This is a genomic window from Blautia faecicola, assembly GCF_004123145.1.
Lineage (GTDB): Bacteria > Bacillota > Clostridia > Lachnospirales > Lachnospiraceae > Oliverpabstia > Oliverpabstia faecicola.
The window spans coordinates 2,285,266-2,305,312 of the sequence record NZ_SDKC01000001.1 but is presented as its reverse complement, the minus strand read 5'-3'; the positions used below and the strand labels follow the sequence as shown (position 1 = coordinate 2,305,312).

General features: G+C 46.2%; 16 protein-coding genes. 14 read left to right on the top strand and 2 right to left on the bottom strand.

From position 1 onward, the window contains the following. The first annotated feature begins 113 nt into the window (after positions 1–113). Both htpG and ETP43_RS10355 read left to right on the top strand, forming a co-directional pair. Positions 114–2,165: a molecular chaperone HtpG gene (gene htpG, locus ETP43_RS10360; protein WP_129257995.1), complete on the top strand. Its 2,052-nt coding sequence runs from the start codon at positions 114–116 to the stop codon at positions 2,163–2,165. 21 nt (positions 2,166–2,186) lie between these two features. Further along, complete coding sequence (locus ETP43_RS10355; RefSeq protein WP_129257994.1) at positions 2,187–2,681, top strand: heme-degrading domain-containing protein; 495 nt, start codon at positions 2,187–2,189, stop codon at positions 2,679–2,681. Between the two features lie 668 nt (positions 2,682–3,349). On the opposite strand, the gene ETP43_RS10345 is transcribed toward ETP43_RS10355, so the two are convergent. Further along, on the bottom strand, positions 3,350–4,285 hold the full coding sequence (locus tag ETP43_RS10345; RefSeq protein ID WP_129257993.1) for an RluA family pseudouridine synthase: 936 nt from the start codon (positions 4,283–4,285) through the stop codon (positions 3,350–3,352). Positions 4,286–4,463: 178 nt separating this feature from the next. On the opposite strand from ETP43_RS10345, the gene ETP43_RS10340 reads away from it, so the two are divergent. Beyond that, positions 4,464–5,525 (top strand): lactonase family protein, encoded by a 1,062-nt coding sequence (locus tag ETP43_RS10340; protein WP_022399588.1) that lies wholly within the window; start codon positions 4,464–4,466, stop codon positions 5,523–5,525. A gap of 215 nt (positions 5,526–5,740) precedes the next feature. Here ETP43_RS10340 and aroC read toward each other — a convergent pair whose 3' ends face one another. Further along, complete coding sequence (gene aroC / locus ETP43_RS10335) at positions 5,741–6,841, bottom strand: chorismate synthase (protein WP_129257992.1); 1,101 nt, start codon at positions 6,839–6,841, stop codon at positions 5,741–5,743. 367 nt (positions 6,842–7,208) lie between these two features. Between aroC and ETP43_RS10330 the strand changes: the two genes are divergently transcribed. The 11 genes from ETP43_RS10330 (at position 7,209) to hemZ (ending at position 20,040) form a co-directional block, all read left to right on the top strand. Then, positions 7,209–8,150 carry a magnesium transporter CorA family protein gene (locus tag ETP43_RS10330; RefSeq protein ID WP_129257991.1) on the top strand — a complete coding sequence of 314 codons (942 nt, stop codon included), beginning with the start codon at positions 7,209–7,211 and terminating at the stop codon, positions 8,148–8,150. A 24-nt stretch (positions 8,151–8,174) separates the two neighbouring features. Continuing rightward, positions 8,175–9,008: a hypothetical protein gene (locus ETP43_RS10325; RefSeq protein WP_129257990.1), complete on the top strand. Its 834-nt coding sequence runs from the start codon at positions 8,175–8,177 to the stop codon at positions 9,006–9,008. A gap of 13 nt (positions 9,009–9,021) precedes the next feature. Continuing rightward, a complete protein-coding gene (gene pyk / locus ETP43_RS10320) occupies positions 9,022–10,458 on the top strand; it encodes a pyruvate kinase (protein WP_129257989.1) in 1,437 nt (478 codons plus the stop codon). 34 nt (positions 10,459–10,492) lie between these two features. Then, positions 10,493–11,764 (top strand): diaminopimelate decarboxylase, encoded by a 1,272-nt coding sequence (locus tag ETP43_RS10315; protein WP_129257988.1) that lies wholly within the window; start codon positions 10,493–10,495, stop codon positions 11,762–11,764. 54 nt (positions 11,765–11,818) lie between these two features. After that, positions 11,819–12,766: an AEC family transporter gene (locus ETP43_RS10310; RefSeq protein WP_129257987.1), complete on the top strand. Its 948-nt coding sequence runs from the start codon at positions 11,819–11,821 to the stop codon at positions 12,764–12,766. 9 nt (positions 12,767–12,775) lie between these two features. Then, complete coding sequence (locus ETP43_RS10305; protein WP_129257986.1) at positions 12,776–13,720, top strand: AEC family transporter; 945 nt, start codon at positions 12,776–12,778, stop codon at positions 13,718–13,720. 114 nt (positions 13,721–13,834) lie between these two features. Next, positions 13,835–14,971, top strand: coding sequence for a DUF362 domain-containing protein (locus ETP43_RS10300; RefSeq protein WP_129257985.1), 1,137 nt, complete (start codon positions 13,835–13,837; stop codon positions 14,969–14,971). Positions 14,972–15,069: 98 nt separating this feature from the next. Next, a complete protein-coding gene (locus ETP43_RS10295; RefSeq protein WP_022399580.1) occupies positions 15,070–15,594 on the top strand; it encodes an adenine phosphoribosyltransferase in 525 nt (174 codons plus the stop codon). Between the two features lie 20 nt (positions 15,595–15,614). Then, complete coding sequence (locus ETP43_RS10290) at positions 15,615–17,918, top strand: RelA/SpoT family protein (RefSeq protein ID WP_129257984.1); 2,304 nt, start codon at positions 15,615–15,617, stop codon at positions 17,916–17,918. A gap of 21 nt (positions 17,919–17,939) precedes the next feature. After that, positions 17,940–18,569, top strand: a complete 630-nt coding sequence (locus ETP43_RS10285; protein ID WP_022399578.1) for an MBL fold metallo-hydrolase — start codon at positions 17,940–17,942, stop codon at positions 18,567–18,569. Next, positions 18,541–20,040, top strand: coding sequence for a coproporphyrinogen dehydrogenase HemZ (hemZ, locus tag ETP43_RS10280; RefSeq protein WP_129257983.1), 1,500 nt, complete (start codon positions 18,541–18,543; stop codon positions 20,038–20,040). Before ETP43_RS10285 ends, hemZ begins: the two co-directional genes overlap by 29 nt. The last annotated feature ends 7 nt before the right edge of the window (positions 20,041–20,047 follow it).

Sequence of the window (20,047 nt, the reverse complement as noted above, 5' to 3'; positions counted from 1 at the left end):
TTAAGGTCAGTGAAAGAGTTTTAGGTCTTTCAAAGAGAAAATGCAGGGAACGAAAGAGCCATTTAAAGAAAGCAGGTGGCTGAGTTCCGGTAAGAAAAGGAGTGTGTATAACCATGGGAGCAAAACATGGAAATCTTTCAATTAACAGTGACAATATTTTCCCGATTATAAAGAAATGGCTGTATTCCGATCACGATATTTTCGTTCGTGAGCTGGTATCGAATGGCTGTGATGCAATTACAAAATTAAAGAAACTGGAAATGATGGGAGAATATACTTTTCCGGATGATTATAAAGGAAAAATCGAAGTGATCGTCAATCCGGAAAAGAAAGCCTTGAAGTTTATCGATAACGGTCTTGGTATGACAGCGGATGAAGTAGAAGAATATATCACACAGATCGCTTTCTCCGGAGCAACCAAGTTCCTGGAGCAGTACAAAGACAAAACCAACGATGATCAGATCATCGGACATTTCGGTCTGGGATTCTACTCCGCATTCATGGTAGCAGATGAGGTTCATATTGATACGTTATCTTATAAAGAAGGTGCTGTACCGGTACACTGGGAGTGTGATGGCGGTTCTGAGTACGATATGCAGGACGGCGACAAGACAACCGTTGGTACAGAGATCACCCTGTTCTTAAACGAAGACAGCCTGGAATTTGCCAACGAGTACAGAGTCCGTGAAGTTCTGGAAAAATACTGTTCCTTCATGCCGACCGAGATTTTCCTCTCCAATGAGAACGCTGAACAGGAATATGAGACGATCGATGAAGCCGATCTGCGTGACGATGATGTTGTCGTAGAACATATTCATGAGGATGCGAAGACCGAGGAAAAAGAAAATGAAAACGGAGAAAAAGAAGTTGTAGAAGTTTCTCCGGCAAAAGAAAAAGTAAAAATCAACAAACGTCCGGTATCCATCAGTGATATTCATCCGCTGTGGATGAAACATCCGAATGAGTGCAGCGATGAAGATTACAAAGCATTCTACCGGAAAGTATTTATGGATTATAAGGAGCCTCTGTTCTGGATCCATCTGAACATGGATTATCCGTTTAACTTAAAAGGTATCCTGTATTTCCCGAAGATCAACACCGAGTATGAGTCCATCGAAGGAACCATCAAACTGTATAACAACCAGGTATTTATCGCCGATAATATCAAAGAAGTGATTCCGGAATTCCTGATGCTGTTAAAAGGTGTGATCGACTGCCCGGATCTGCCGCTGAACGTATCCAGAAGTGCTCTGCAGAACGACGGATTTGTCAAGAAAATCTCTGATTATATCAGCAAGAAAGTCGCTGACAAACTGACCGGTATGTGCAAGACAGCCAGAGAAGATTATGAGAAATACTGGGATGATATCAGCCCGTTCATCAAATTCGGATGCATCAAAGACGCAAAATTCTCTGACAAGATGGATGATTATATCCTGTTCAAGAATCTGGACGGCAAATATCTGACACTGAAAGACTGCATCGAAGAAAATAAAAAACCGGAAGCAGAAGCCGAGAAACCGGAAGAAGAGAAAAAAGACGGCGAGCAGGCGGAAGAGAAAGAGCCGGAGAAGACAACCGTTTATTATGTATCTGACGAAGTACAGCAGAGCCAGTACATCAACATGTTCAAGGAACAGGGTATGGATGCAGTAATCCTGAAACATAATATTGATACTGCTTTTATTACCCATGTGGAACAGAAACATAACGATGTAAAATTCCAGCGTATCGATGCGGATCTGACCGAAGACTTTAAAGAAGACGGTGAAGATCTGAAAGAAATGACTGAAGAGCTGACTGCAACCTTCAAGAAAGCGCTGAACAATGAGCAGTTGGATGTGAAAGTAGAAAAACTGAAAAATGAAAATATTTCTTCTATGATGACCCTGTCCGAGGAAAGCCGCCGGATGCAGGATATGATGAAAATGTACGGCATGGATGCCAATATGTTTGGTGGAGCAAACGGAGCCACACTGGTTCTGAATGCAAATCATCCGCTGGTAAAATATGTGGCTGAACACAAAGACGACGAGACCAATGTTCCGCTGATCTGCCAGCAGCTGTACGATCTGGCTATGATGGCTCACAAACAGCTGAGTCCGGAAGAAATGACACAGTTTATCGCCAGAAGTAACCAGATTCTGCTGGCACTGGCAAAATAAAAGGAAGCCGGAGGTAGTGGTATGACGATTGAAGAATTAAGCAGTGTATTACAGATGCAGGAAGAAATCCTTCAGTTTTCCAGTTTTACGAATGCAGATGCATGGGAACTGGGGAATCTGATCGTGGCAGAGGCAGCAAAAAGAGGTGCGGCAGTGCTGATACGGATCCGCTTAAACAACGGCTATACCGTATTCCAGTATGGTATGGACGGCACAAATCTGTACCATGAACAGTGGCTGACCAGAAAAGAAAATACCGTGCGCCTCACCGAAAAGAGCAGTCTGCGGATGTACATGGATCTGAGAGAGCGGGGAGAAACCCTGGCAGACAGACTTCTGGATGAGAAAGAGTATGCAGCCTGTGGCGGCGGATTCCCGATCCGTGTGGAAGAAGTGGGTGTGATCGGAACAGTCGCAATCACCGGTCTGGATCACGTATCCGAGCATGATCTGCTGGTAAAATGCATCAGCAAGTATCTGCATGTGGCAGAAGTGCCGCGGATTCGCGCGATGTAGAAAAGCAGGTATTACATGAAAAATAAAAAAGATCTGAGAAATGTGGAAAACGTTGGTTCTTTCTGAATTTTGGGTATAACCAAATGAAACATTAGCGGGTATCAAATTGATACCCGCTTGTTTTATAATAGATCCGAAAGAGAGAAAGAAGCTTTGGCAAACGGAAGATCTTCCATAAAGACTTTGCATTCACAATCCCGGTTTTCACAATCATATTTATAAACATTTGCATGTAAAAAAGTCTGCTTGCAATGAATTGGGGTATTCTGAAATTTTTTTCTGTAAGTGGCATGAAGTTTTGTGCTCATTTTTTCACACAGGGGACATTTACAGCCATGTTCTTTAGATTTAATGTAAGTATGTAAGCTATCTTCATCTTCAACATGATCATAAACATAATGGTTTTCATCAAGCAGAAAAGAATAATCTTGTGTTGGAATATAAGTACATATATTATATCATAAATACCCAAAGATAAGAAATAGATATTTATAGAAAAAGCAGATATTTTTCATACCTGCTTTTTGCTTGATATACTCAAAGTTCAGAAAGAACCAAAACGTTTCTCAGATCTTTTTTTGCACGAGCAACGAGCCAAAGTCCATGCTTGTTGCACGAAACCCTGGCGACTGCCGCGATAATCAAAATCAGTTTTTGCAACAACGGTATCAAGTATTACAGTCCGGAAAAAATTCTACCATATCTTCTGGCAGTGGAGACGTAAACTCCAGCGAAACTCCAGTGACAGGATGCGTAAATGCCAGCCGGTAAGAGTGCAGTGCCTGGCGGTTCATTAGAGCTGTTTCCGGATTATACAGCGTATCTCCGATCAGCGGGTGGCCGATGGAAGTCATATGCACACGGATCTGATGGGTGCGTCCGGTCTCAAGCTGCAACTGTACCAGAGAAAGTCCATCCTGTGGAACAGGTAAAGTTTCCGGATAGAAAGTCTTCGGATGCCAGCATTTTTGCAGATAGTGGGTGCAGGCAGAATCGCCATTTTCGTGATCCACCTGCCGCAGAATCAGAGACTGATCTGTACGTCCGATCGGACTGTCGATCGTGCCAGCGGGATCTGTCTTTCCCTCTGTGATAGCAAGATAGGTGCGGTGGATCGCTCTTTTTTTCATCTGGTCGGAAAGAATGGCACCGCTTAGCATATGTTTGGCGAGGATCAGAAGCCCGGTGGTGTCGCGGTCCAGCCGGTTGATGCAGCGGAATACAAAAGGGATATCCTGCTGGTGAAAGTACCAGGCAGCTGCATTTGCCAGGGTGTTTTCATAATTGCCGATGGAAGGGTGTACCGGCATATCCGCCGTTTTATCAATGACCATCAGATCTTCGTCTTCGTAGATAATATGAATCGGTAGATCTACCGGAACGATATTTTCCGAGGGGTGTTCCTCTTCCAGTGAGATTTCCAGCAGATCGCCGTTTTTTAGTGGAAAATAAAAGAGTGCTTCCTCGCCGTTCAGACGGACGGAACCGGGATGCTGTTTTAACCAGGTGCGGATGTGTCGGGAATATCCGTGGTGGTACAGGAAATCATAGATTCGCTGGTCGCTGTCGGATTCCGTTATTGGATAAGTTAAGATTCGTTTCATATGATAAATTCTCCTGAAAATTTATGTTCGTATTCAAAATTATCATAGTGAGTGTAGCATAGAAGAAAGACAATTCGCAAGTTTTTTAAGAAAGAATTGTGAAATAGTCAGAAATATGATAAAATAATCAATAGATATTAAAAAATACGCAAATTTTGCAAAGAAAGGAAAAAACATCATGGAAAAAGAAAAATACATTGCATATGTTGGAACTTATACACATGGAAGCAGTATTGGAATTCATTTGTATGACGTGAATGTGGAAGAAGGTACCCTGAGTGAACGAAAAGTAGTGCCGGTAAACAATTCGTCTTATGTGGTAAAATCGAAAAACGGCAAGTATCTGTATTCGATCGCAGATGAAGGCGTGGCAGTGTTTGAGATCAAACCGGATGGAGATCTGGAGCTGATCAACAAAGTGGGTATTGATGGAATGAGAGGTTGTTACCTGTGCGTGGATGATAGCGGAAAATATCTGTTTGTTGCAGGTTATCATGATGGCAAGATCACAGCAGTACATACCCACCAGGATGGCCGTCTGGGTCAGGTGTTTGACGGTGTATTCCACAAAGGTGTTGGAAGTGTGGCAGAACGTAACTTCCGTCCGCATGTAAGCTGTGTGAAGACAACGCCGGAAGGCAAATATGTATGTGCAGTAGATAATGGTATCGATCAGGTGAAGGTTTACCGGATCAATACGGCGAGAAACCGGATGGAACTGGTGGATATTCTTCGATGCAAGAGAGAGTCCGGACCGAGAGAGATCCTGTTCAGCAAGGATGGGAAATATGCGTATATCCTGTTCGAGCTGATCAATAAAGTGGGTGTATTTACTTATAAAGATACCGATAAGGGACCGGAGTTTGAACTGATTCAGTTAGTAGAGCCGCTGTCTGATCAGCTGGATCCGATGCATGACTGCGGAGCAGCCATGACGATGTCTCCGGATGGAAAGTATCTGTTTACTTCTACGGCGGGAGATGATTCGGTAGCGATGTTCGCGATTAATCCGGACGATGGTACGCTGACGAAAGAGTTTGCACTGCCGATCAGTGGAGAGTACCCGAAGGATATCGCATTGTTCCCGGATGGAAAGCATCTGGCAGTTGTCAATCATGAGTCGAACAGTATTACGACGTTTGCGATTGATTATGAGAAGAAACTGATCGTGATGAAAGGGAAACCGATGAAGGTGGAGACGCCGAATTGTATTTTGATGACGAATATTGAAGTAGAGTGAGGTTGAAAAAGGGGGACGCAATAGGCTCCGGAGTTCCTTTGCTGGTTTTTCAACTCGGGAGGGAGAGTGGTTGTGTAGGGAAAGTTTTGTGGATGCCAGTGGGGACGGTTCCGACAACCACCAAGAACCGTCCCCATTGGAAAGTTCAACAATAAAAGCCGTGGTGACATTAGGATGTGTTTTTTTATGTCACCGCGGCTTTTTAGGTGATGCGTTTATTTGTCGGTATAGATTTTTTTTACGTTGTCCATCGTTGCAGTCATGTTCAGCAGGAGTGCGTCGGCGAGGACGAGGGAAGTCATGGACTCTACGACTACTACGGCGCGGGGGACGATGATGGGGTCGTGGCGGCCTTTAATGGAGACGGAGATGGGTTCCCCTTGTTTGTTTACGGTGTCCTGGAAGGAGGCGATGGACGGGGTTGGTTTGATGGCTGCCCGAAGGATCAGGGGGCTGCCGTCACTGATTCCGCCAAGGACTCCGCCGGCGTGGTTGCTGGCTTTTTTGATGGTTCCGTTTTCTCCAGGAAGGAACGGATCGTTGTTGGAACGGCCGGTAGCAGATGCTACTGCCATACCATCACCGATCTCGATCGCTTTTACGGCACCGATGGAGAGGATTGCTTTTCCGAGGTTGGCATCCAGTTTTTCGAAGACCGGATCGCCGAGACCGGTTGGAAGTCCGTTTACGATACACTCTACGGTACCGCCGGAGGAATTCTGCTCTTTCATGCAGTAAAGCAGGTATTCGGATGCTTCCGCAGCTGCATTTTCATCCGGCATATACAAGTTGTTCTTTTCAATCTGTTCCTGATCGAAGGTCTGAATGGTGACCGGACCGATGGAACGGGTATAGGTGGTCATGGTGATACCAAGAGTGGCGAGCAGTTTGGAGGCGATTGCTCCGGCTGCTACACGGCCGATCGTCTCGCGACCGGAGGAACGGCCGCCGCCGCGGTAGTCACGGAAACCGTATTTTTCATCAAATGTGTAGTCGGCATGTCCCGGACGGTAGTAAGAAGCGATTTCCGAATAATCACGGGAGCGCTGGGAAGTATTTCTTACCAGCATGGAAATCGGTGTACCTGTGGTTTTTCCCTCAAAGATACCGGAGAGGATTTCCACTTTATCGTCCTCTTTTCTTGGGGTGGCAAACTTGCTCTGCCCCGGTTTTCTGCGGTTTAAAAAGATCTGAATGTCTTCCTCACATAAGGGAAGACCAGCCGGGCAGCCGTCTACGACAACGCCCAGTCCGGCACCGTGGGATTCGCCCCAGGTGGTGATACGAAAGATGGTTCCAAAAGATGATCCAGCCATAAAATCTCCTTATTATAATGGTTAAAAAATTATCAATAGAATATTAGAAAAATACTGATCTTTGGCTATTATATATCAGGGAAGAAAATTTGTAAAGAAATTGACAAACGGTAGTTGACGGCTTTATAATGAACTTAAATTTTGGCGTTTTATCAAGTCAAAGTGTGCACCCGAAAAAGAAATTTGTAAAAAGAGAAAACGGGTGCGATAGAAGTTTGAAATTGGGAAAGGAAGTGTGTTATAAATGGAAGCCGGGTCTGATCCTCGAGCGGATAAATATATAAAATATCTGAATAAGCCGCCCCTGGGACAGGAAGCACTTTCTGTGTCTTAGCAGTGGCAAACACGCAGAAGGGAGATTTATAACATGGTTAAGATTTTCAGAACCATAGATAATAATGTGCATCAGATCAATGAAGCACAGGAGGGAAGCTGGATCGCGCTGATCAATCCGACTGCCACCGAGATTGTGGAAATCGCAGAGAAATATAATATTGATGTGGATCATCTGCGAGCACCTCTGGATGAGGAGGAACGTTCGCGTATCGAAGTGGAGGATCACTATACACTGATCCTGGTAGATATTCCTATGATCGAGGAACGAAATGACAAAGAATGGTATGGAACGATCCCTATGGGTATCGTGGTGACGGACGATAAGATTTTTACCGTATGTCTGGAAGATACCCCGGTATTGAGTTCTTTCATGGACGGAAGGGTACGGAATTTTTTTACCTATAAGAGAACCCGTTTTATCCTGCAGATCCTGTACCGCAACGCATCGCTGTATCTGCATTATCTGCGAATCATCGATAAGAAGAGTGACGAAGTAGAACAGAAACTGCACAAATCACAGAGAAATCAGGAGCTGATCGAGCTGCTGGAGCTGCAGAAATCTCTGGTATACTTTACCACCTCCCTGCGGTCAAACGAAGTGGTTCTGGAAAAACTGTTAAAAGTGGAAAATATCAAGCAGTATCCGGAAGATACGGAACTCCTTGAGGATGTTATCATCGAGAACAAACAGGCCATTGAGATGACCAATATTTACAGCGGTATCTTGAGTGGAACGACAGAGGCGTTTGCTTCGATCATTTCTAACAACCTGAATATCGTTATGAAGTTCCTGGCGACGGTGACGATTGTCATGTCGATTCCGACGATGATCTTCAGCGCGTACGGTATGAACTTAAAATCGATCGGAATGCCGTTTGCGGATAATTCGATGGGATTTCTCTATGTGATCCTGCTGTCTCTGGTGTTCAGTATTCTGGTAGCCATTGTTTTCCGTAAAAAAGACTTATTTTAATTCTGATTTTAAAAGGAGAAAACTATGAATTTTTTGAACAAGATGGAGCGGAAATTTGGACGATATGCACTGACCAATCTGTCCATGTATATCGTGCTGACTTATGCGGCTGGATATCTGCTGTATATGGTAACTCCGCAGGTGCTTAATTATATGACGCTGGAACCTGCCATGATCCTGCGCGGACAGGTATGGCGGATCGTCAGCTGGCTGCTGATTCCGCCGTCTACACAGAACATTTTCTTTACACTGATCACTCTGATGTTTTACTATTCGATCGGAACTTCTCTTGAGCGAACCTGGGGTGCGTTCCGATACAATGTATACATTTTTTCGGGAATCCTGATGACGATCATCGGGGCGTTTATCCTGTATTTTGTACTGGACGGAAACGTTTTATTTGGCGGACTGTTCAGCACGTATTACATCAGCATGTCTATTTTCCTGGCTTATGCGGCTACTTATCCGAATAACCAGGTGCTGTTTATGATGATTATCCCATTAAAAATCAAATGGCTTGGCGTTGCCTATGCGCTGATGATTCTGGCAGAGATGATTCAGTCCGGATGGGCGGTAAGAGTTGCGATTATCTGTTCTTTGATGAACTTTATTATATTCTTTTTCATGACACGAAATATGAGCCGGTACAATCCGAAAGAGATTCACAGAAGGAAAGAATTTCAGAGAGCCGTTCATCGAAGCCAGGTAAACAACAATGGAATCACCAAACATAAATGTGCGATCTGCGGAAGAACGGAGAAGGACGGAGAACATCTGGAATTCCGTTTCTGTTCCAAGTGCAATGGCAATTATGAATACTGTCAGGATCATCTGTTTACGCATACGCACATAAGATAGGGAGGCAAACTTTATGAAGAGAACGAAAATTATCTGCACCATGGGACCGAACACAGATGACGAAGAGATGATGCGAAAACTGGCAAAAGCCGGTATGGACATCGCCAGATTTAATTTTTCTCACGGAGATCATGAAGAACAGAAAACCAGAATGGATCTGTTAAAGAAAGTACGAAAAGAACTGAAGCTGCCTATCGCTATTTTGCTGGACACAAAAGGACCGGAGATCCGTACCGGTATCCTGGAGGGCGGACAGAAAGTATATCTGGAAGAGGGAAGCCAGTTTACACTGACAACCGAGCAGATCGAAGGAAATAACACCCGCTGCAGCCAGACATATAAAGATCTTCCGAAAGATGTAAAAGCGGGAGATACGGTCCTGATCGATGACGGTCTGATTCAGCTGACTGTTGAGGAGGTAACCGATACCGATGTAGTCTGTCGGGTTGTCAATGGTGGAGAACTGGGTCAGAAAAAAGGAATCAATGTTCCGAATGTAGAAGTAAAACTCCCGGCAATCACCGAACAGGATAAGAACGATATTCTGTTTGGTATCGAGCAGGGCATCGACTTTATCGCCGCTTCTTTCGTAAGAAATGCAGAGGCGATCAAAGAGATCAAAGAACTGCTTCGCGCAAACGGCGGAGAGCGGATCGATGTGATTGCCAAGATTGAAAATGCGGAAGGTGTACATAATATTGATAAGATCATCAAAGCAGCCGATGGCGTGATGGTAGCCAGAGGCGATCTGGGTGTGGAGATTCCGGCACACGAAGTTCCACATATCCAGAAAATGATCATCCGTAAATGTAACGAATCTTACAAACCGGTTATCACAGCCACACAGATGCTCGACTCCATGATGCGCGCACCACGCCCGACCAGAGCGGAAGTGACAGATGTTGCAAATGCAATCTACGATGGTACCGATGCAATCATGTTATCCGGTGAAACTGCGATGGGTAAATATCCGGAGCAGGCGGTACAGATGATGGTGAAGATCGCGGAATGCACCGAACCGTATATGACACACAAACGTTTCCTTGATTACCGTGCACTGCGCGGCAATAAAAACGTATCAAGTGCTGTCGGCGTAGCTGCTGTACAGACCACAGAAAATCTGGGTGCAGACTGTATCGTAACACCGACCATTTCCGGACAAACCGCCCGTCTGATCTCTAACTTCAGACCGAAAGTACCGATCTACGCCGTAAGTCCGAATGAGTGGGCCAGAAGAAAGATGCAGATCTACTGGGGAGTCACTTCCGTAGCAGGTTATGAAGAAGATTCCACAGAGAATATCATTTCACATGCCATGTATATTGTGAGAAGAGAAAATCTGGTGAAGAAAGGTGACATTGTGGTATTTACCGCAGGAGACCCGGCTACCAATATGGTAAACGGGGAAGGCGCAGTGACCAATATCATGCAGGTTATTCAGGCAAAATAATGTAACAGAACACAACAGAGGAGATTATGAAAAAATGAACAAGAAACCATTTGTAACAAAGGAACAGCTGGATGAGATTACCGCAAAATTTCCAACCCCTTATCATCTGTATGATGAAAAAGGAATCCGGGACAATGCAAAAGCAGTAAAAGAAGCTTTCGCATGGAACAAAGGGTACAGAGAGTACTTTGCGGTGAAAGCATGCCCGAACCCGACACTGATTCAGATCATGAAAGAATATGGATGCGGATGTGACTGTTCCTCTCTGACCGAACTGATGCTTTCTCAGGCAATGGGATGCAAAGGATCCGACATTATGTTTTCTTCCAATGCAACGCCGGCAGAGGAATATCAGTATGCGGCAAAGCTGGGAGCTATCATCAACCTGGATGATATCACCCATATCGATTTCCTGGAAAAAGCAATCGGCTATATTCCGGAAACCATCAGCTGCCGTTACAATCCGGGCGGCCTCTTTAAGATCAGCAATGATATCATGGACAACCCGGGAGATGCAAAATACGGTATGACTACCGAGCAGCTTTTTGAGGCATTCAAGATTCTGAAAGCAAAAGGCGCAAAGAAATTCGGTATCCATGCATTCCTGGCAAGCAACACCGTAACCAACGAGTACTACCCGATGCTGGCAAAAGTACTGTTTGAGGTTGCTGTAAAACTGGAAAAAGAGACCGGTGCAGATATTGAATTCATCAATCTGTCCGGCGGTGTGGGAATCCCTTACAAACCGGATCAGGAACCGAACGACATCCGTGCAATCGGTGAAGGAGTACGGAAGGTATACGAAGAAGTGCTTGTACCGGCAGGAATGGGTGATGTGGCACTGTATACCGAGATGGGACGTTTTATGACAGGACCTTACGGCTGTCTGGTAACAAAAGCAATCCATGAGAAACACACTTACAAAGAGTATATCGGATGTGATGCCTGCGCGGTAAACCTGATGCGTCCGGCAATGTACGGAGCATATCATCATATCACAGTCATGGGAAAAGAAGATCAGCCGTGTGATCACAAATATGATATCACCGGATCTCTTTGTGAAAATAATGACAAATTTGCGATCGACCGGATGCTTCCGAAGATCGATATGGGAGATTACCTGGTGATCCACGATACCGGTGCACATGGATATGCGATGGGTTACAACTACAACGGTAAACTGAAATCTGCGGAGATCCTGCTGAAAGAGGACGGAAGTTTTGAGATGATCCGTCGTGCAGAGACACCGAGAGATTATTTCGCAACACTGGATTGTTTCCCGATTTATAACAAAATTTTTGAATAAGGAGACAAGGAGCTGTCGCATGAGCAATCGTGCTATGGCTCCTTTTACATACCTATGAAAAATCTGGTCTTTTGTTTAAATGCCACGCTGCCGATCTTTTTTACGATGCTTCTGGGATATGCCTTCCGGAGGATCGGACTGCTGGATGAAAGTTTTATCAAGAAAATCAACCGGTTCGTCTTCCGGGCAGCACTGCCGCTATTACTGCTGGAAGATCTCTGGGAGGCGGATTTTCAGACGCTGTGGGATGGAAAATTTGTCGGCTTCTGTGCGGCGATCACGATCGTCGGCGGGCTGCTCAGTGTATTGTGTTCGAGACTCGTCAAAGATGCGAAGATCCGCGGGGAGTTCGCACAGGCAGCTTTCCGGAGCAATTCGGCACTTCTTGGCATCGCATTTATCAGCAATATTTACGGAAAATCGGATATGGCATCCTTAATGTTAATCGGAAATGTGCCGTTTAACAACATTCTGGCGGTGATCATCCTGCTCTTTATGAAACCGGACGGGGAAAAGAAGGATGCAGGGAATCTGGCAAAGGAGACGGTGAAGGGGATCCTTACAAATCCGATCATTCTCGGTATCGCCGGGGGAATGCTTCTGTCCGTCTGTCATGTGCCGCAGGTGCCGATCGTCAGCAAGACAGTGCACAATCTGACCAGTCTGGCCACACCGCTTGGTCTCATGGCGATGGGTGGCTCCTTTGAGGGAGAGAAAGCAATCGGTCAGATCCGGCCGGCACTTGGTGCAACGTTTTTGCGACTGGCAGGAATTGCCATGATTGCCCTGCCGCTTGCAGCCCTGAGCGGATTACGAAACGAACAGATGGTAGGAGCACTTGTAGTGGCAGGTTCTTCTTCCGCAGTCAGTTGCTTTATTATGGCAAAAAATATGGGACACGAAGGAACGCTTACCTCGAGTGTGGTCATGCTTACTACGCTGGGAAGTGCTTTTACTATGACAGCATGGCTGTATGTGCTGCGTTGCTTCGGTCTGGTGTAGGAGAGTAACATGGAAAATCTGATATTTAGTCTGAATGCCACAGTGCCTATTTTTCTTACGATGATTCTGGGATTCGTCTTTCGAAAAGTGGGACTGATGGATGAAGAGTTTACCAATAAAGCGAATAAATTTGTCTTCCAGGCGGCACTGCCGGCGCTGCTGTTTTCGGATCTTTCCCAGGCAAACTTTCTGGATGTGTGGAACGGTACGTTTGTGGCATACTGTGCACTGACAACGATTGCCTGTATCGTGATCACCATTCTGATCTCCTGTCTCTGGAAGGATAAAAGTATTCAGGGAGAATTCGTGCAGGGAGCGTACCGCAGCAGTGCGGCGATCCTTGGCATCGCATTTATCCAGAACATCTACGGAACTTCCGGAATGGCACCGCTGATGATCATTGCTTCTGTGCCGATTTATAATATCATGGCGGTTACGGTGCTGGCATTTTTAAAACCGGAGAGAGACCGGCTGGATGGAGCGCTGATCAAAAAAACGCTGAAGGGAATCGCAACAAATCCGATCATTCTTGGTATCCTTGCAGGAGTCATCTGGTCAGGGTTCAAACTTCCGTGTCCGCCGATCCTGATCAAAACGGTGGATAATCTCGGAAAACTGGCAACACCGCTGGGACTGATGGCGATGGGTGCTGCGTTTGATGTGAAAAAAGCATTTGGAAAGATCAAACTGGCAGTTACAGCTACCGTGCTCAAACTGGTGGTATGGTGTGCGGTATTTTTACCGATCGCTGTGATGCTTGGCTTCCGTCAGGAAGAACTGATCGCGATCCTCGTTATGCTTGGTTCGGCGACAACGGTGAGTTCTTATGTTATGGCAAGAAATATGGGACATGAGGGGGTACTGGCGTCGAGCATTGTGATGTTGACGACATTTTTCAGCGGATTCACACTGACATTCTGGCTGTACCTGCTTCGCAGTATGGGAATGATCTGATGAGAAAGTATATGGTAAACATGATGGCGGAAACAACATGTGAAAACGGGACAGCCGGAGACAGGAACAGTGCTTAAAAAGCAGATAGAATATATATACAGGAGAACAAAAAGAATGAAAAGTGAAGTTGTGATTCTTTCCTGCGAAAGTTATGAGGAAGAACTGGTTTACAGCACACTGAAAAAGGGAATAGCTTTACTAGGGGGATGGGAAACTTTCCTGAAAAAAGAAGAAAAGATTCTGCTGAAACCAAATCTGGTACGAAAAACGGAAGTGGAGCGGGCAGTCATTACCCATCCGGCAGTGGTCAAAGGTATCGTAAGACTGTTGAAAGAAGAAGGCTATGTGCATCTGAGCTGCGGTGATTCCTGCGGTGTGGGGTCAGCGAAGAAAGTCATGGAAGGCACCGGCATGGATCAGATGCTGGAAGATTATGGTGTCACGATCGTTGATTTTAATGAGGGAAGTACGGTATCTTATCCGCAGGGACACACGGCAAAAGAATTCTTCCTGGCAAAACCGGTGCAGGAGACGGATGCGCTGATCAATCTCTGTAAGATGAAGACACATGCACTGGAGCGGGTGACCGGCGGGGTGAAAAACCTCTATGGCTGCATCAGCGGGCTTCACAAAGCCAAAGGACATACCCAATATACAAATGCAGATATCTTTGCAAGACAGCTGATCGACCTGAATCAGCTGATCGCCCCGCGGTTCTGTGTGATGGACGGGATCGTGGCGATGGATGGGAACGGACCGACCTCAGGGGATCCGGTGAAGATGAATGTACTGCTCCTCGGCAATGATCCGGTGGCGATCGACAGTGTATACTGCCACCTGGTACATCTCGATCCGCAGATGGTTCCGACCAATGTGCACGGAGAGACGATGGGACTCGGGACCTGGCGGGAGGAAAATATCCGGTTACTGTCAGAAGACGGCGAGATCACGATGCAGGAGGCGGTGGAACGCTTCGGCAACCCGGATTTTAACGTGGACCGCAAAAAACAGAGGAGCAATCTGTGGAACCGGTTCAACAATGGGTTCCTGCGGTATTTTCAGAAGAAACCGTATATTGTGACGGACAAATGTAAGAAATGCGGCGTCTGTGTGGAAGCCTGTCCGGTGGAAGGAAAAGCGTTGCAGTTTAAAAATGGCAGAAAACAGCCGCCGGTATATAATTACCACAAATGTATCCGGTGCTTCTGCTGTCAGGAAATGTGTCCGCACAAAGCAATTCAGGTAAAATAAATTTGCGATGAAGCGTGATTAATGGTATAATGTAGTCGCTAATTGTCGATTCTAACTTGCCGGTACGGGTGAGTTTCATATAAAGAAGGGAGATTGTTATGAAAAAGCTTGAAGAATATGTGAGAAGTATTCCGGATTTTCCGGAACCGGGAATTATCTTTCGTGATGTAACCAGTATTTTACAGGATGCAGACGGATTACAGCTGGCGATCGATTCGATTCAGGAAAAAATCAAAGATGTGGACGTGGATGTGATCGCAGGTACCGAGTCGAGAGGTTTTATTTTCGGTGTGCCGGTGGCATATAATTTACATAAGCCATTTGTGCCGATCCGTAAAAAAGGAAAACTGCCGTGCGAGACGATTTCCCAGGATTATGATCTGGAATATGGAAGTGCAACGATCGAGATGCACAAAGATTCCATCAAACCGGGGCAGAAAGTCGTTCTGATCGATGACCTGATCGCTACCGGTGGTACCATAGAAGCAGCTGCAAAGATGGTGGAACGTTTGGGCGGCGAAGTTGTAAAAATTGTATTTCTGATGGAACTTGCAGGACTGAAAGGCAGAGAACGTCTGAAAGATTACGATGTGGAATCTGTCATCTGTTACGAGGGTAAATAAAGAAAACAGGTGGTGAATCTATGGAAGATGGAAAAACAAAAACGGAAGAGGAACGAATCCAGGAGATCGAAGAAGTAGAAGCAAATGTCAAATGCATGAAGGATTTTACCAGTCCGGAGCAGCTGTATGAGGAACTGATCCGCAGTATTCGAAAATATCATCCGTCCACCGATATCTCCATGATCGAAAAGGCCTATCGGATCGCCGCAAAGGCGCACGAAGGCCAGAAGAGAAAATCCGGGGAGCCTTATATCATTCATCCCCTGTGTGTGGCGATCATTCTGGCGGATCTGGAGCTGGATAAAGAGACGATCGTTGCCGGACTGTTACACGATGTCGTAGAGGACACCGTGATGACAACAGAGGATCTGACGCGGGAGTTCGGCAGTGAGGTGGCACTTCTGGTAGACGGTGTTACCAAACTGGGACAGCTGAATTATTCTGCGGATAAGGTGGAAGTACAGGCGGAAAACTTAAGAAAGATGTTCCTTGCCATGGCAAAGGACATCCGTGTGATTCTGGTAAAACTGGCGGACCGGCTGCACAACATGCGTACCGCACAGTACTGGTCGGAGCCGAAACAGAAGGAAAAAGCCAGAGAGACGATGGATATCTATGCGCCGATCGCACAGCGTCTCGGTATTTCCAAGATCAAGATCGAGCTGGATGACCTTTCTTTAAAATATCTGAAGCCGGAAGTCTATTACGATCTGGTGGAAAAGATCAATCTCCGAAAAGGAGAGAGGGAAGCGTTTGTCCAGGGCATTGTGGATGAAGTAAAAGAACACATGGAAGAGGCGGATATCCAGGCAGAGGTCAACGGAAGGGTAAAACATTTCTTCAGTATCTATAAAAAGATGGTCAACCAGGATAAGACGCTGGATCAGATCTACGATCTGTTTGCCGTGCGTATTATCGTGGATACGGTCAAGGACTGTTATGCGGCACTCGGTGTGATCCATGAGATGTATACGCCGATTCCGGGACGGTTCAAGGACTATATTGCGATGCCGAAACCGAACATGTATCAGTCTCTGCATACCACGCTGATCGGACCCAAGGGAAGACCTTTTGAGATCCAGATCCGTACGTTTGAGATGCATCGTACCGCAGAGTATGGTATTGCAGCACACTGGAAATACAAAGAAGCTTCCGATGGCAAGAAACCGGTGGCACAGCAGGAAGAAGAGAAGTTGAGCTGGCTTCGTCAGATCCTGGAGTGGCAGCGGGACATGTCGGATAACAAAGAGTTCCTGAGTCTGTTAAAGAGTGATCTGGATCTCTTTAATGAAAATGTATACTGTTTCAGTCCGGCGGGAGATGTCAAGACTCTTCCACGTGGTTCCAGCACCGTAGATTTTGCCTACAGTGTACACAGTGCCGTGGGAAATAAGATGGTTGGCGCGAGAGTCAACGGAAAACTGGTTCCGATCGAGTATGAGATCAAAAACGGTGACCGTGTGGAGATCATCACCTCACAGAATTCCAAGGGACCGAGCCGTGACTGGTTAAAGATCGTCAAAAGTACCCAGGCAAAGAATAAGATCAACCAGTGGTTCAAGCAGGAGCGGAAAGAGGATAACATCCTCAAAGGAAAAGAAATGCTTGCCAGCTATGCCAAATTAAAGGGCAGAACACTGGGAGAACTGACCAAGCCGAAATACATGGAAGCCGTGATGCGTAAATACGGATTCCGTGACTGGGAAAGTGTGCTTGCCGCACTGGGACACGGAGGCTTAAAAGAAGGACAGATTCTGAATAAGCTGATTGAGGCTTACGAGAAAGAGCATAAAAAAGAGATCACCGATGAGAAAGTTCTGGAGGCAGCTGCGGAAGCAAAAGAAAAACTGCCGATCGTGAAGAAAGAAAAAGGCGGTATCGTTGTAAAAGGGATCGACGATGTGGCAGTACGATTTGCAAAATGCTGTAGCCCGATTCCGGGAGATGAGATTGTCGGTTTTGTAACGAGAGGTCGTGGTGTCACGATCCACCGCACAGACTGTGTCAACGTCATGAATCTTTCCGAGGCAGAACGCGTGCGTCTGATCGATGCGGAGTGGCAGGGCAGCAATCTGACCAGCGGACTTTATACGGCAGAGATCAATGTATATGCCAATAACAGAACCGGTCTTCTGGTCGATATCTCAAGGATCTTTACCGAGCGTAAGATCGACCTGACAACTATCAACAGCCGGACGAGCAAACAGGGACGTGCGACGATTTCCATGACATTTGATGTACACAGTACGGAAGAACTGAACAGTATCGTGGAAAAGATCCGTCAGGTGGAGAGTGTCCTTGATATTGAACGTACCACCGGCTGATAAAAGGAGTAATCCGAAACTATGAAAAAAGCAGTGATCGAACAGCTGGTACTGGGGATGGTAGGAACCAATACCTGGCTGATCAAAAATAAAGAAAACGGCGAACTGCTGATCGTCGATCCGGCGGATGAGAGTGCACGGATCGAAGAAAAAATTAACCGTATGGGAGGAAAGCCTGTGGCGATTCTCCTGACACATGGTCATTTTGATCACATGCTGGCGGCAGATGATCTGAGGGACGAATACGGGATCCCGGTCATCGCCTGTGCAGCGGAACAGCAGGTGCTCACCGATGCGATGAAAAATCTTTCGGGAAGCTGGGCAAGTGCTCATGTACTGCTGGCGGATCAGTGGGTCTGTGACGGAAAAAAACTGGATCTTGCAGGATTTTCCATTGAAGTCTTCCACACACCGGGACATACGGCGGGAAGCTGCTGTTATTATCTGCCGGAAGAAGAAGTGCTCTTCTCCGGAGATACGCTGTTTGCACAGAGTGTTGGAAGAACGGATTTCCCGACGGGAAGCGGTGCCGATATGCAGGCGAGTGTGAAACGCCTGTTAAAAGAACTTCCGGAGACAACGAGAGTCTGTCCGGGACATAACGAAGAAACAACAATAGGATATGAAAAGAGGTACAATCCTTTTGCTTAACAATATAGCGATTCGATTTAATAAAAAAGATTTTGAATATGATGTATACTCTCTGGTGAAAGCCTTTTATCCTCATGCACAGGTTACGATGTTCTATGAGGGAGAGGAAGAACCGGAGGGAGCGTACGGGATGCTTCTCCTGGTTGCCTATGGCAGTCAGGAGATTTGTCTGGCTGTTGAAAAAGACGGCACGGAGATTTTCAGACAGCAGGTAGCTGTGGATTATGAAAAAGACCGTCCGGAGACGAAAAACGTGCTGAAACGTCTGGTGTACGGCGCCCTGTGCCAGGTGACCGGGAAAACGCTTCCGTGGGGAGATCTTACCGGAATCCGGCCGACGAAGATCCCGATGAAACTTCTCGAAGAGGGATGGAAAAATACACAGATCGCGCAGTATATGCGGGAAACATATGGCGTAAGCAACGAAAAAACCGCTCTGGCGATCACGATTGCCAACCGGGAGAAGGCGTTGCTGCAGGATCTGGACTATGAAAACGGTTACAGTCTCTATGTAGGAATTCCGTTCTGTCCGAGTATCTGTCTGTACTGTTCCTTTGGATCTCATCCGTTGGAACGGTGGACGAAACGGGTGGATGAATATCTGGATGCTCTGTGCAAGGAGCTGACCTTTATCCGGGAAGAGATGGGAGAACGGAAACTGACGACGGTTTATATCGGAGGCGGTACGCCGACGACGCTGGAACCGGAGCAGCTTCGCAGACTGCTTTCTCACATTCAGACGACTTTTGATTTTACCTGGGTCAAAGAGTATACCGTGGAAGCGGGACGACCGGACAGCATCACCAGAGAAAAACTGCAGGTGATGAAAGAATTTCCGGTGACGAGAATTTCCGTCAATCCGCAGACGATGAACCAGAAAACGCTGGATGTGATCGGAAGAAAACATACCGTGGAAGATACGGTCAATATTTTCCATATGGCAAGAGAACTGGGATTTGACAATATCAATATGGATCTGATCATCGGTCTTCCGGGAGAGGGAAAAGAAGAAGTGGCGCATACGCTGCAGGAGGTAGAAAACCTGCATCCGGACAGCCTGACGATCCATTCCCTGGCACTGAAACGTGCGACAAGACTGAATCTGTTCAAAGATAAATACGAAGAAATGTCGTTTGAGAACAGCCAGGAGATCATGGAGATGACCCAGCAGTGTGCCAGAAATATGGGCATGGGTCCGTATTATCTGTACCGCCAGAAGAATATTGCGGGAAATTTTGAAAATGTAGGTTACGCAGAGGTTGACAAAGCGGGAATATACAATATACTGATTATGGAAGAAAAACAGACCATTCTTGCGGCGGGTGCGGGAGCATCCACCAAATTTGTGTTTGAGCACGGAACCCGGATCGAACGGGTGGAGAATGTAAAAGATGTCAACAATTATATTCTCCGGATCGATGAAATGCTCGAGCGGAAGAGAGTGGGAATAGAGAAATATCTGAACGGGTGACACCAAA

Coding starts and splice junctions, on each gene's coding strand:
- htpG (WP_129257995.1), top strand. CDS start 114: ATGGGAGCAAAACATGGAAATCTTTCAATTAACAGTGACAATATTTTC.
- ETP43_RS10355 (WP_129257994.1), top strand. CDS start 2,187: ATGACGATTGAAGAATTAAGCAGTGTATTACAGATGCAGGAAGAAATC.
- ETP43_RS10345 (WP_129257993.1), bottom strand. CDS start 4,285: ATGAAACGAATCTTAACTTATCCAATAACGGAATCCGACAGCGACCAG.
- ETP43_RS10340 (WP_022399588.1), top strand. CDS start 4,464: ATGGAAAAAGAAAAATACATTGCATATGTTGGAACTTATACACATGGA.
- aroC (WP_129257992.1), bottom strand. CDS start 6,841: ATGGCTGGATCATCTTTTGGAACCATCTTTCGTATCACCACCTGGGGC.
- ETP43_RS10330 (WP_129257991.1), top strand. CDS start 7,209: ATGGTTAAGATTTTCAGAACCATAGATAATAATGTGCATCAGATCAAT.
- ETP43_RS10325 (WP_129257990.1), top strand. CDS start 8,175: ATGAATTTTTTGAACAAGATGGAGCGGAAATTTGGACGATATGCACTG.
- pyk (WP_129257989.1), top strand. CDS start 9,022: ATGAAGAGAACGAAAATTATCTGCACCATGGGACCGAACACAGATGAC.
- ETP43_RS10315 (WP_129257988.1), top strand. CDS start 10,493: ATGAACAAGAAACCATTTGTAACAAAGGAACAGCTGGATGAGATTACC.
- ETP43_RS10310 (WP_129257987.1), top strand. CDS start 11,819: ATGAAAAATCTGGTCTTTTGTTTAAATGCCACGCTGCCGATCTTTTTT.
- ETP43_RS10305 (WP_129257986.1), top strand. CDS start 12,776: ATGGAAAATCTGATATTTAGTCTGAATGCCACAGTGCCTATTTTTCTT.
- ETP43_RS10300 (WP_129257985.1), top strand. CDS start 13,835: ATGAAAAGTGAAGTTGTGATTCTTTCCTGCGAAAGTTATGAGGAAGAA.
- ETP43_RS10295 (WP_022399580.1), top strand. CDS start 15,070: ATGAAAAAGCTTGAAGAATATGTGAGAAGTATTCCGGATTTTCCGGAA.
- ETP43_RS10290 (WP_129257984.1), top strand. CDS start 15,615: ATGGAAGATGGAAAAACAAAAACGGAAGAGGAACGAATCCAGGAGATC.
- ETP43_RS10285 (WP_022399578.1), top strand. CDS start 17,940: ATGAAAAAAGCAGTGATCGAACAGCTGGTACTGGGGATGGTAGGAACC.
- hemZ (WP_129257983.1), top strand. CDS start 18,541: ATGAAAAGAGGTACAATCCTTTTGCTTAACAATATAGCGATTCGATTT.